Source organism: Chryseobacterium nakagawai, from assembly GCF_900637665.1.
GTDB classification, from domain to species: domain Bacteria; phylum Bacteroidota; class Bacteroidia; order Flavobacteriales; family Weeksellaceae; genus Chryseobacterium; species Chryseobacterium nakagawai.
In genome coordinates, this window is the sequence record NZ_LR134386.1 from 4,133,321 (window position 1) to 4,146,688 (window position 13,368).

The 13,368-nt window shown below is 34.1% G+C and carries 8 protein-coding genes; 7 read left to right on the forward strand and 1 reads right to left on the reverse strand.

The window, feature by feature from the left end:
- Nucleotides 1-83: 83 nt before the first annotated feature.
- Nucleotides 84-656: a hypothetical protein gene (locus EL260_RS18545; protein WP_148669309.1), complete on the reverse strand. Its 573-nt coding sequence runs from the start codon at nucleotides 654-656 to the stop codon at nucleotides 84-86.
- Between the two features lie 223 nt (nucleotides 657-879).
- Between EL260_RS18545 and EL260_RS18550 the strand changes: the two genes are divergently transcribed.
- From EL260_RS18550 to EL260_RS18580, 7 genes are all read left to right on the forward strand, one after another.
- The gene (locus EL260_RS18550) at nucleotides 880-2,013 is read left to right on the forward strand and encodes a 1-acyl-sn-glycerol-3-phosphate acyltransferase (RefSeq protein WP_123856921.1); all 1,134 of its coding nucleotides are present in this window, start codon (nucleotides 880-882) and stop codon (nucleotides 2,011-2,013) included.
- Nucleotides 2,014-2,755: 742 nt separating this feature from the next.
- Nucleotides 2,756-5,134: an outer membrane beta-barrel family protein gene (locus EL260_RS18555; protein ID WP_123856922.1), complete on the forward strand. Its 2,379-nt coding sequence runs from the start codon at nucleotides 2,756-2,758 to the stop codon at nucleotides 5,132-5,134.
- Between the two features lie 83 nt (nucleotides 5,135-5,217).
- Nucleotides 5,218-5,406, forward strand: coding sequence for a class I lanthipeptide (locus tag EL260_RS18560; RefSeq protein ID WP_123856924.1), 189 nt, complete (start codon nucleotides 5,218-5,220; stop codon nucleotides 5,404-5,406).
- A gap of 140 nt (nucleotides 5,407-5,546) precedes the next feature.
- Nucleotides 5,547-8,642 carry a lantibiotic dehydratase gene (locus tag EL260_RS18565; protein WP_123856926.1) on the forward strand — a complete coding sequence of 1,032 codons (3,096 nt, stop codon included), beginning with the start codon at nucleotides 5,547-5,549 and terminating at the stop codon, nucleotides 8,640-8,642.
- Nucleotides 8,629-9,852 carry a lanthionine synthetase LanC family protein gene (locus tag EL260_RS18570; RefSeq protein ID WP_123856928.1) on the forward strand — a complete coding sequence of 408 codons (1,224 nt, stop codon included), beginning with the start codon at nucleotides 8,629-8,631 and terminating at the stop codon, nucleotides 9,850-9,852. The genes EL260_RS18565 and EL260_RS18570 overlap by 14 nt, the downstream gene beginning before the upstream one ends.
- Nucleotides 9,853-9,856: 4 nt before the next feature.
- Nucleotides 9,857-12,064, forward strand: coding sequence for a peptidase domain-containing ABC transporter (locus EL260_RS18575; protein ID WP_123856930.1), 2,208 nt, complete (start codon nucleotides 9,857-9,859; stop codon nucleotides 12,062-12,064).
- 272 nt (nucleotides 12,065-12,336) lie between these two features.
- Nucleotides 12,337-13,365 (forward strand): hypothetical protein, encoded by a 1,029-nt coding sequence (locus EL260_RS18580; RefSeq protein ID WP_123856932.1) that lies wholly within the window; start codon nucleotides 12,337-12,339, stop codon nucleotides 13,363-13,365.
- The last annotated feature ends 3 nt before the right edge of the window (nucleotides 13,366-13,368 follow it).

Consider the following 13,368-nt stretch of genomic DNA (forward strand, 5'->3'; position numbering starts at 1 on the left):
ATTTGTATTTTAACATAAAAACCAGCTGAAAGAGATTTTTTCAGCTGGTTTTATTTGAATCTAGATGGAGACTACTTTCTGTTTTATATTTGGTCATTCTGACTTTCCCTATTCGCTTCAATTTTTTTTACTTGTTTTTTTACTTGCATAGCCAGGTAATCATTGCTTATAAGATAAATAAGAAATAAGAAAAATAGAGAAACCACGATATATAGGAAAATAATAATATGATAGATATTCTTTGGAATAAATGATTCTATCAATAGAATGGTTATAAACCCACCGCCAAAAATAAAAAGAGTAAAATACATTAGTGCATTTGCAGTATATTCCTGATATTTCGTAATGTTTACGATAATTTTCCCCTGTTCATTTTCCTGTAAATACAAAAAGATTTTCCGATAGACACTCCAGTCATATTTTCCCCCTACGTATTCTTTAAAAGCCTTCAGTTTTTGAGCAAAGGCGAGGTTAGTTTTTATACCAGTCTGTAATTCAAAAAGTTTCTCTTCAGCAATTTCTTTTTGATTTTCCAGATGGTTTTCTCTGATAATGGTAAATAATTTTTCCAATTCTTCCGTTTTTTTTAAACTGGATTTAGGTTCAAAAAATTTGTCAACAATTTTGAATAATAAATTAAAAGCCTCGTTAATCATATATTTGATATTTTAAATTTAGTGGTTATTATATAAGAAAAAATGATCTAAAAATATAAAAGCACCTAAAATATCAATAAAAATTACGATTATATTATGGTTTCCAGTAAATAGTGGTGATTTCCCCAATTCCTACGCCATTCATAATACTTTAACAACCTTTATACCCTATCCCCAGATAAATTTTCGTTCTTTTGCAAAAAGTTTTAATTTTTACCATAACATGTCGAAGTTTGATGAAATCCGGTATTTTCATGATCAGGAAGTGAATGAAAGATTACAAAGCATAGCCCGTGATCCGATGATGAAAGCCCTGATGAACTTTACTTTTCCCGGTGAGGATGAGCAGGTTTGGCTGGAACAGTTTAAAGATGTTCATTCTATAAGTGATTTTCAGCATCAGTTTGTAGCGTATGCTGTTCGTCAGATTCTTGCCAAAAGCTCTGAAGGATTAACTACTTCAGGTTTCGATAAACTTGATAAAAATACCTCTTATCTTTACATTTCGAATCACAGGGATATTGTATTGGATACTTCCCTGCTTAACCTTGTTTTGTTGGAAAGCGGCCACATTATGACGGCTTCAGCCATTGGGGATAATCTGGTGAAAAGAAACTTTTTGAATGTATTGGCTAAACTGAACCGCAACTTTTTAGTTCAAAGAGGGTTGTCACTTCGTGACCAGCTTACCAGTTCACAGGTGATGTCTGAATATATTAAAGAACAACTGCTTCAGGAAAACCGTTCTGTTTGGATTGCGCAGCGTGAAGGTCGTGCAAAAGATGGGAATGATGCTACTCAGCAAGGGGTTTTAAAAATGCTGGCCATGGCAGCCGGGGATCAATCATTGATAGAATATTTTAAAACATTAAAAATTGTTCCTATCTCTATTTCCTATGAATACGATCCTACAGATTCCTTAAAAATGCCTCAACTGTTGGCACAACACAGAGAGGAAGAATACATTAAAGGGAAAAATGAAGACTTCAACACCATACTCAGCGGAATTTTAGGTCAAAAAAAACGAATTCATCTGCATGCCGGTGATGTTATTGATACAGAACTGGATGGCATTGCAGCTACCATTGAGAATAAAAACAAACAATTGCAGGCCATTGCGCAATTGATTGATGATTCCATCATTCAAAATTATAAACTTTGGCCCACTAAATATATCGCCTACGATCTGAAAAACAATACGGATACCTATGCTTCACAGTATACAGAACAGGAAAAACAATTGTTTATCCGAAGACTGGAAATGCGAATTGACCCATCTGATCCTGTTTCTAAAGAATATTTCCTGGCCATGTATGCCAATCCATTGATTAATAAGTTAAAGACTGAACATAAATAAATTATTGATCTACAAATGCAGATAGATATTCTCCTGTATTTTAGAAATATCACGGAATATTAAAAGATTTTTTTGGCCACGGATGCACGAATGAATAAAAAATTGGTGCATTCGTGGCTAAATTATACATCCGCTTGCAAAGAATCAATGAAATGGATTCCAGTCTTTGCTACTTTAAAAATAGAGCAACCAAAACTTAAAATTCTTTACGCCTAAAAACAGAAGGATTATAACCTATTAAGAAAAATAAAGGTTTAATAGGAGTTAAGCTTTATTAAAAAATATGAATAATTTCTAACAACAGATTTTCTCATATCTACAAAGAGAGCCTCTATCATTTTTAATAGATTCACCACACGATATTTTAAGCTTTGATCAATAGATCTTCTTTTTATCCCTAAAATTGATTTACAAACTATCTAAAAACCACAGGTTCTTTTTCATCAATTTTTCATACAATAACCTCAATTAAGAAATAATTTACAAAATTAGAACCCATTCATTTAACATAATATCCCAAAATAGAGAAATAATTACGTTTTTTTTAATACAAATTCAATAAAAAGCAAATTTTTTAAAAAAATTATGCCAGCCATAATATATTGAAAATCAAAAATTTACAATAAAATATTTTCCAGAAAAATTAAAAATATTTTTTTTATTTACTTTAAGATTTGGTCAGTTAATAAAATTTTATTTCCTTTGGAAGGGAATAATAACCATATAAAACTGACCTAATAACATGATACTAAGTAAATTTACTACTCCTTTAACTGTATTTACACTTTTAAGTAGTGGAGTTGTATTTGCTCAGGAATTCTCTGTTACAGGTAAAATTACAGACTCTCATAAGCAGTCGCTTCAATTTGTTCAAATCAAGTTGCAAAACACTGATAAAACATTAGTGATAAATGGAGTAACTGATGCTTCTGGAAACTTTTCTCTTAAAAGCGAAAAAGGTGATTATATTCTTATTACTGAATATCAAGGTAAAAAATATTTTGAAAAGAAAATTAGTCTCCAATCCAATATAGATTTAGGTCAGATGCAAATTGCAGAAGATCAATCTATAAAAATTGAGGCGGTCAATATCAAATCGTCAAAAAAACTTATTGAACGAAAAGTGGATCGTTTAGTGTATAACGTAGAAAATTCTATTGCTTCTCAAGGGATGACAGGACTAGATGCTTTACGAAATACACCGCTCATCAGACTTCAGAATGAAAGTATTTCTATCGTAGGAAAAGGAAATGTAGTAGTGATGATCAATGACCGGTTGATTAATCTTTCACAGAATGAGTTAGCAGGGTATCTACAATCTCTGAGATCAGATGATATCTCTAAAATTGAAGTCATTACCACTCCGCCTTCAAAATATGAAGCTCAGGGCAATAGCGGAATGATCAATATCATCTTGAAAAAAAATCCGAATCTGGGCTGGAGCGGAAATGCCAGTGCTTCTTATCAGAAAACCAGTTATTATGGGTTTGGGTCAGGGTTGACATTAAATTATCAGTCAAAAAAAATCAGTACATCTCTGAAGCTTCGCCAGTATAATAACTCAACAAGACCTAAAGGTACAAGAAGTCTTATAGGTTCAGACAATGGGATCTATACTAATGAAGTAAGAAAAGATGAAGTAAAAATATTGGGCTTTAATTATAGCTTAGATTATAAGATTAATGCGAAACAAAATGTAGGAATCATTTACGATTTTAACAGGCAGCGCAGCACCATGAATGCCGATGGAGCCAGTAGGTATGAACAACTAGGGATTATTGACTCTACTTTAAGCACAGTACAAAAGCAAGTTTGGAAAACACCTACCCATACTTTAAATGCGTACTATGATCTTAAATTAGATACGCTAGGAAAAAAATTGAGCATAACAGCCAATTACCTCAGCAATGCACCTGATAAAGTAAATGATTTTAATACATTAAATAATTTTTCAGCACAGGAAACTACCATTCGGAATAGCAGCGCTATGGATTATAGCATTTATTCGGGACAGGCAGATCTTACCCTTCCTTACCAATGGGGAAATATTGAAACAGGGGTAAAATATACATCATTTGATAATAAATCCAATGTTGAATATTACAATCTTATAGGTCCGGATTATATTATAAATCCAGCGAATAGTAATCGTTTTCATTATAAAGAACATAATTATGCAGCTTATGTAAGCTATCAGAAAGATTTCAGTGAAAAATGGTCTGCAAAAGCAGGTTTAAGGTATGAGTATACTCAATTTAACGGGACCAACCCGGGAGTACAAGGGTATGTAACAGAAGGTAAATATGGAAGATTATTCCCTACCGCTTATGTACGATATAAACCAAGTGATGATCATGTATTTTCCCTGAGCTATTCCAAAAGAATAGAAAGGCCAAGTTTTCAAACGCTTAACCCTTTCAGATGGTATACCAATCCTTATATGTATTTTACCGGGACCCCTACCCTGTCTCCTTCATATAATGATAATGTTGAGCTAACCTATACGCTTAAAAGTAAGTTCAGTGCAACGCTATATACTCAGTATAATAAAAACGGATTATCCAATATAGCCCGCCTTGTAGATGGTATTTATACCAACGTTTTTGAAAATGCATATAATGAAAATAAAGTAGGATTACAATTAACGTATAATGATACTTTCTTTAATATATGGGAAACATCACTAAGCGCAACCGGGACTTATGCGTCCACAAGACCGATCATCCCTGAAGCTGAAAAAATTAAATTGTCTTCATTTTCATATACCATATATAATACAATAAGCCTTAATAAAGCAAAGACCTGGTCCTTATTAGTGAATTTCTGGCATGATCTGCCTTATGTATATTCTAATATAAAGATCAAAACTCAGATGAACTTCTCTCCGGGAATTAAAGCATCATTTCTGGATAAAAGACTTAATGTCAGTGCCGTAGTAAGTGATGTGTTCAGAACATTAACAAGTGAGGGATATTCTTACAATGCCGGTTATCGCAATGAGTTTTACAACTATTTTGACCAAAGAAGACTTAACCTGAGTGTCAATTATTCTTTTGGAAATAGAAAAGTAAAAGGGGCCGGAAAAAATATAAGATTCGAAGAAAAATCAAGAGCTAACTAAAGCAAAAATACACACGCGCGTGCAGGAGAAACTCGAAAATCCTTTAAAAGAGTAGAGACTAAAAATTATAAAATTTTAATATCATGAACAACAAATTCAGCCAACTGCAATTAAACAAAAAAACAATTGCTAAACTAAACGAAAGACAACTAAGCACTGTAAAAGGAGGTAACAAAGTAATTGCACCAGTAAGAGAGGGTGATTGTACTACTACTTCAGTGACTAACAATTGCACCACTACATCAACAACTGGAGCAACAACTAACTTATAAATTCCTGAAACCTTCCCAATTGAAGAAATTGGGAGGGTTTCTTCTATTTTCTAAGCTAAAAATCCAACATATTTATTGGCAATTTATAGCATCTTGATCTTATCTTTTATCGTAAGAAGTCTCATTTATAATATAAAAATTTGAAACCAAACTTCCTTATTCCTACAAATTTTTTTGTGGTCAGAATTTCGACCCTTTCATTTGCCAACATGCAGCACCTGAATGATGCCATGATGGCAAAAGATATTCATGCGGTTAAAAGATATTTTGGGGAAACAATCTTCCTTAATGCCGTATATCTTGCTAGTAGAACTTTTTATTATACCGCTCTGGACTGGCTGAATGACAAGGAAACAGCATTTGATCCTTCAGACCGTATTCTTCAAAGTTTATACAAATATTATTCCAGAATGTGTACCCGATGTACACCTTATGGGCTATTTGCAGGTTTTAATTCAGGAAAAACACACCAAGGAGAAACAAATATTCTATTAAAAAGTAATGATTATACTTTAAAAGTACGAACCGATGTCCTTTTTCTCAGAAAATTAAAAGATCTTATCATTGCAGAGGATAACGAAAAAATCCCTTACTTTTTAAATAACACCCTTTATACCAGTGGGGATAACTGGAGATACATCAGCTGGAGTAAACGGTATGATTATGAAATAGCTGAAGTTCCCATCAATCCTATATTGAGTTCTATTATTGATCAGGCTCAAAACGGAACTACGATTTTAGAAATAAAAAATCTTATTTCACAACAGATATCAGGTATTGATGACCAAGAAATTATAGAGTACATCAACTCCCTGATAGAAAGTAAAATATTAGTGGATAAACTTCCACCTTATATGACAAGTCTGGAAGATCCATTATCAGAACTCCAAAAATATCTTTCACAGTATGGGTATAAAACGGATTCATTGCAATCCATTGCAAAAATACAGAACAAAACATACGATATCTTTACATCAGACCGTATCGTAGAAGAAATTGAAAACAAGGCTGAGGAATTTGCTGATATTATTGAAGAAAACAGGCAAATTGTTCAAATTGATTCTATTATCCCTCTAACAGAACAGTCCATAAACCAAAAGGTAATTTCTTTATTATCCAAAAGAACTGAAGAACTAATTCCGTTGGTTAAAAGTAAACCTCATCACAGGTTAACAAACTTCACCAAAAGGTTTATCAGGAAGTTCGAATCAATGGAGGTTCCATTGGTTAAAGCTCTTGATCCGGACTTTGGTGTAGGATATGATTATCACATCAGTGGCAATCTTGAAGAGACCCCATTACTGGATGAGCTTTATTTTACTTTTGAAAGTCCTGAGAACCATGAAAGCGTACCCCCTATTGTCAGATTGGTTCTTGATAAATATATTCACTGTTTTTCCCCTGAAAACTTCACTCCTATCACCTTAACAGAACAGGATGTAAAAGAAGTAGGCAAAAAACAGGATCCCCCTCTGAATTTTGGCTATAACAACCATATTTTTGGTTCATTTATATGCAAATCTCAGCAGGATGTTGATAGTGGAAATTTTAAATTCCTTACCGTCTCTCCTATTCCTACTCCATTGGCTAATATTATATTATCAAGATTTGCCTATCATGATCCGGAATTGGCAGAGAACTTAAAAACAATTTCGGAAAAAGATTCCGAAGACCGCATTTATGTAGAACTCCTTCACCATAGAGAAGATAGGCTGGGTAATGTTTTACAACGTCCCAACTTTCATACCTATGAACTTCCTTATGCTTCGGAGAGTAAAAATAATGATGACTCCGTTATATTGATCAATGATATTTATATCCGTTTTGAAAACGGAAGATTAAAACTAAGATCAAAAAGACTAAACAAGGAAATAAAACCTAAATATACTAATGCCTATAACTATGGCGAAAACCAGCTGCCGGTTATCAAATTTTTAGGCGATTATCAATTCAGTGGGATTGATTTAGGATTTCTTTGGAATTGGGGATTCCTTGAAAAAAACAGTTTCCTTCCACGAGTAGAATACAAAGAATTTATCCTGTCTGAAGCCTGCTGGCGAATTGATATGGACAAAGAGATGACCGCTGAGAAATTGAAAAAGCTTGTCATCAACAAATGTATTCCTCAGTTCTGTACCATCAAAGAGAGAGATAATGTCCTGGTTTTGGACACTACTAACGAAACCTGTCTCCACATTTTAGCCAGAAATATTACAAAGGAGGACATCTTCTTGTATGAGTATTTTGAACCTTTACAATTACCTGACGAAAATGGAAAGGCATTTGCTTCTGAATTTATCTTCCCTTTTACAGTAAAAGAAGAAAAAACTTCACCTGCCAATCATTTTTCCCATCACACTGAAACGAAGAAAAGAAAATATATACCGGGTGATGAGTGGAGTTTCTATAAGATCTACACCAGTCATAAATATGCAGATACCATCATCACAGAAGTTCTTGCAGACTATGTAGAACATTTTGAGCAGGATGACTCTGAACACCCTTGGTTTTTTCTAAGATTTCAAGATCCTGAATATCATGTGCGTTTCCGTATCAAGAGAAAGATCAACGAAGAAAGCCTTCAGTATCTGAATAATAGACTTTCTGTGCTTTTGGAAAATGACATGATCAGCTCTTTTGAAATTGACACCTACAAACAAGAAATCGAAAGATATGGTGCTGAAAATATAGAGCTTTCAGAGAAATTCTTTTATTATGACAGCTTAGCGGTAATGAACTTTCTTAAAATTGAAGATCTTAACGAAGAGATCAGATGGAAAACAGGTGTTTTTTCACTCAATCAGCTGATGAATGATTTCCAGGTTTCATTGGATGATAGGATTCACCTATTTGAACAGCTCTACCAAACCTTTCTTCCTGAGCATGTGGATCATTCCAATCCGGAATATGTACAAAAATTTAAAAAATCAATCGATAAAAAATACAGAGATAACAGAGATTACCTGGAGGCTGTTCTCCGTCAGCATGATTACAGTGAAATAGAAGATTTCATTCAACCATTTATAACAAGGTCAGAGAATATTAGAGAACTAACCTCTCTGATAAAAAATACAAAATCAGGATCTTCCTACATTACCTTATTGCAGGACTATGTTCATATGAATATGAACCGTATTTTTTTAACAAAAGCAAGAATGCATGAATTCGTTATTTACTTTTTCATGTTTAAAACCTACAATTCGATAAAACACAGAAAGCAAAATGCAGAAGCTTGAAATTCAAAATATTATCAATAACATTATAACGCAGATTGATCAAAACATCTCCATTTTTTCAGATGCTTCGATAGAATATGGAAAAATGGGAGCTGCATTATTGTATTATTACGGTTACAAACATTTTGATAATAAAGAATTTCTGGATAAAGGAGAACTGATGATTGAGGAATCTATTCAACTTATTTCTAAAATATCTAATGATGATGAATATATTCCAAAATACAAAGGAGACTCCGTTGCTCAAACGCTGGCAAGTTTTGGCAAAGGGCTGATGTTTATTCAAAATCATTTTGATCTTGACTATGATTTTTCCGAATATTATGAATACCTCAATGATACGCTGCACGAAACGGTAAAGCAGGATCTGGCCAGGAAAGATTATGATTATTTCAGTGGAAGCCTTGCCAGTGGTTATTATTTTCTTAACCGGTATATTCATGATAAAGATCCTTATGCCCAACAGGTTTTAAATGAAATTGCAGCTTCTATCATTAAGAATGCGGTTATTCTTAATCAGAAAGAAGTGTATTGGACTTCGCCAAGCTATAATAATCAAGTTTATCTGGGACTTTCCCATGGGTCAGCGATGATTCTCAATTTCCTGACTAAGATTTACGAACATGGAATTCTGGAAGCAGAGGAACAGAGATTCAAAGAAATCGTCTATAAGGCTGTTTATTTTTTAATGAAACAAAAAAGAAATCAAATCAATGGTTTTTTCCCCTATAGATACCCTAACGCTGAAGTAAATGAAACTCAGCTATCGATGTGTTATGGAGATCTTGGGATACTCTATGCATTATATAATGCTGTAAAAAGATTCCAACTGCAGGAATTTGAAGATGAGGTTGTACAAATGTTGCATGAAAGCTCACAACGAAAACTAAAACACAGTCATACCCAGGATTCAAGTATTCTTTATGGCTGTTCCGGTCTTTATTATATGTTTGCTGATCTTTATAACAGAACTTCCGAAAAAATCTATGGCGAATCATCCCAGTATTGGTATGACCAGATCATTTCTTACTGGAATTCTGATAAAGAAACACTGGCAGGTTTTCAATTTGATTATGAAGACGATCAGCAAATTCACCCCTCAGCAAAGTATTCTTTCTTTTGGGGAATCGCCGGAATTGGAATTACCTTGATGCAAGGCAGCCAGAAAAAGCTCCCTTTTCCTCACGAATTATTATTAACTGGAATCTAAGATTATGAAATTCATTCCTCAACATGATCAGATGGATTGCGGACCGGCTTGTCTTTCCATGATTGCCTCTCATTACGGGCGAGATATAAGCCTGCAATATATACGGGACAGATCTTATCTTACCCGTGAAGGAGTTTCGTTGCTTGGTTTGCAGGAAGCGGCTACAGAAATAGGATTTGAAACCATGGGCGTTCAGTTACAGGTTGAAGATTTGGAAGCCCTTCCACTCCCTTGTATCATCCATTGGAATCAAAATCATTTTGTTGTTTTACAAGGGATAAAAAAAAGGATATTCAGTAAGAAAAAAAGGTACAAAATTGTTGATCCCGGTCATGGGTTCATCTCTTTTAATGAAGATAAATTTAAAAAAAGTTGGGTAGATGATGCAGAATCCGGCATCGCATTACTTCTGGAACCGGAGGAGAAGTTTTATAAAAACACCAATCAGAATACCCAGGACCCTATTTCCTATAAAGAATTGGTTTCTTACCTCATGCCTTATAAAAAGCAACTGGTTTTACTATTCTTTTTACTGATACTGGGAGCTTCAACAACACTTATTTTCCCTATTCTTACTCAAAAGCTTATAGATAATGGAGTCAATAAAAAGAATATCAATCTGATTGGAATCATCCTGTTGGCCCAATTAGCTTTTTTTTCAGGAAACATCATATTCGAAATTATCAGAAACTGGATTACGCTGAAGATTGGAACCAAAATCAGCATCCAAATTATATCAGATTTTCTCAAAAGGCTTTTACGTCTTCCAATAAAATTTTTTGACACCCGTCTCTTAGGGGACTTTAGTCAGCGTATTCAGGATCATGAGAGAATAGAACAGTTCTTAACATCCCAAAGTATTCTGACCTTATTTTCTTTAATCACATTTTCTGTCTTCTTCGGAGTCTTATGTTACTACGATTACAGAATTATGCTCGTATATATTGTTTTAACCTCTATCTCTGTAGTGTGGTCACTTTTCTGGCTGAAAAAGAGAGAGATTATAGATTATTTTAAATTTCATCAGCGTGGAGAAAATCAAGAAACCATTTATGAAATCATCAATGGTGTTTCTGAAATGAAATTAAATAATTATGAAGAACTGAAAAGAAAAGAATGGGAAAATATACAACAGAAACTCTTTAAAACGAATTTGAGAATTCTGAAAATCAATCAAATTCAACTGTCTGGTTTTGAAATCCTTAACCAGTCTAAAAATATTCTTGTTACGTTTCTTGCAGCCTATTTTGTGGTGATTGATTCGATGTCTTTGGGAACCTTATTAAGTATCTCTTACATTATAGGACAGATGAATAGTCCTGTTAATCAGTTAGTCAATTTTTTCCGCTCTTTACAGGAAGCTAAACTGAGTCTTACCAGGCTTAATGAAGTTCAGAACCATCCTCAGGAAGAGCAGATTGGACTACAGGACTTGCGTATTCATCATTCTGTTTTTACAGAAAACGGAACTCCATACGGAATTCGTTTTGATAAGGCATCCTTTCAGTATGAAGGCCCCAAATCACCATTTGTACTAAAAGATATTGATCTCTTTATTCCTCAGGGTAAAATAACGGCTATCGTAGGTGCAAGTGGCAGTGGCAAAACAACACTGATGAAACTTCTTTTAAAATTCTATGATCCTACAGCTGGAAAAATATATTACAATGATCAAAACGTACACGACCTATCCCCTAAAAGCATAAGGGAAAACAGCGGAACCGTAATGCAGGACGGATTCATTTTTTCTGACACCATCGAACGTAATATTGCTACCGGAGATGAAGTCATTGATGATAACCGAATGCAGCATGCTATTAATGTAGCGAATATCAAAAGCTTTATAGATGAACTTCCCTTAGGTCTGCGTACAAAGATTGGTGCTGCCGGTAATGGAATATCCGGGGGACAGAAACAACGTATTTTAATTGCAAGAGCTGTATACAAAAATCCGCATTATATCTTTTTTGATGAAGCTACATCAGCTCTGGATGCTGATAATGAAAGAATTATTCACAACAACCTTCAATCATTCTTTATGGGAAAAACGGTAGTTATTATTGCTCACCGCCTGTCTACCGTTAAAAATGCAGACCAGATCATTGTTCTTAAAAACGGTCATATTGTGGAGCATGGAAATCACAGACAATTGGTAGATACAAAAAAGGAATACTACAATCTGGTTAAGAATCAATTGGAATTGGGAAATTAAGACCTACTTTCCTTTATTTTCGGTTTCGAATAATTCCAATTTCATTTTTCATCTACTTGACCATTACATTTAGAAAATTACATTATTTACTCTTAACGATCTTCTTTATCTCCAACATCTGCACGAGATAATTCCTCAAATCAACATTCAGATCAAATCATAAGCGTTGTCGTTTACGGGTTCCCGTAATATTCCTCAGCCTGTTGTTCGTAGTTTCGGGCATTATAAAACAAAGTGTTTTTTATAACCTCATTCAAAACAACAGATACATTATGAATAAAAAAACAACTCCTGCAGATCTCTTTTTGGGAATTCTTGCCTTATTACTCATCAGCGTAAGTTTTTACCAAACCTGGCTTGGATTACAACAGATCTTTGGCCCCGCATCATTTGTCATTGCTTTGGTATTATCACTGCTGCTCCTCTTCCTATGCTGGATGCTGAGAAATGCCAAAATGGAAGGTAAACCTACCGGAAGCCTGGTGGGGATTTACATTTTCATTGCTTCTTTCTGTTTCATAGCCAATTTTAATGCCCTTTATACCAGGTTTATGAAAACAGATATTTATACGGATGAACTTCGTGACATCAATAAAAATTTCACGACTCTTGAAAATGATGTAGAATCGAAATTAAGCTATAAGTATAATAAAGCGACTACCCAGAATATTGAGATCAAGAAAAAACAGATGATGGAACAGATCAAAGATCCCGGTAATAAAGGAATTGGAACCCGTGCTCAATTATTGATTAAAGATATTGAAAGGTTAACGGGGCAAAAGGTAGATTTACTGACTCCTGTTGGGGAAGACTATGAAGATCTTGCAGAAAGAATGGGAAAACAGATCGACAATATTGTATCTGATCTTTCGCCTGAAGAAAAAGCACTAAAAACTGACATCAATAATACAGCTTTTAAGTGGAATAAAAATATTCAGGAACTGCTTCTTTTGTCTAAAAAGGATAAAGACGGATTGTCTCAGGGGCTCATTGATGAATCTCTTTCTGATTATAATAAACTGGGAAGCAGAGCACAAACTGTTCTTGGAAATGATAAAATACATTTTGAACCGGTTGTTTCAAAAACCCAACAAGTAGGAAAAATCGGTTTTGCGTTTGAGCATACCATTAAAAATTTTGGAATGTACCAGTTTGTAGTATTGGCAGGCTGTATTTTACTTGATTTTGTGATTGTGATTATCATTTTACTGGTTACAGATTCAGGAAACTACAATGGAAATAATAATAGAAGTGTCTTCACCAATAAAAGAAGCGGTAAAACCATCATCCCTAACAACTAAGCC

Coding starts and splice junctions, on each gene's coding strand:
- EL260_RS18545 (WP_148669309.1), bottom strand. CDS start 656: ATGATTAACGAGGCTTTTAATTTATTATTCAAAATTGTTGACAAATTT.
- EL260_RS18560 (WP_123856924.1), top strand. CDS start 5,218: ATGAACAACAAATTCAGCCAACTGCAATTAAACAAAAAAACAATTGCT.
- EL260_RS18570 (WP_123856928.1), top strand. CDS start 8,629: ATGCAGAAGCTTGAAATTCAAAATATTATCAATAACATTATAACGCAG.
- EL260_RS18550 (WP_123856921.1), top strand. CDS start 880: ATGTCGAAGTTTGATGAAATCCGGTATTTTCATGATCAGGAAGTGAAT.
- EL260_RS18580 (WP_123856932.1), top strand. CDS start 12,337: ATGAATAAAAAAACAACTCCTGCAGATCTCTTTTTGGGAATTCTTGCC.
- EL260_RS18575 (WP_123856930.1), top strand. CDS start 9,857: ATGAAATTCATTCCTCAACATGATCAGATGGATTGCGGACCGGCTTGT.
- EL260_RS18555 (WP_123856922.1), top strand. CDS start 2,756: ATGATACTAAGTAAATTTACTACTCCTTTAACTGTATTTACACTTTTA.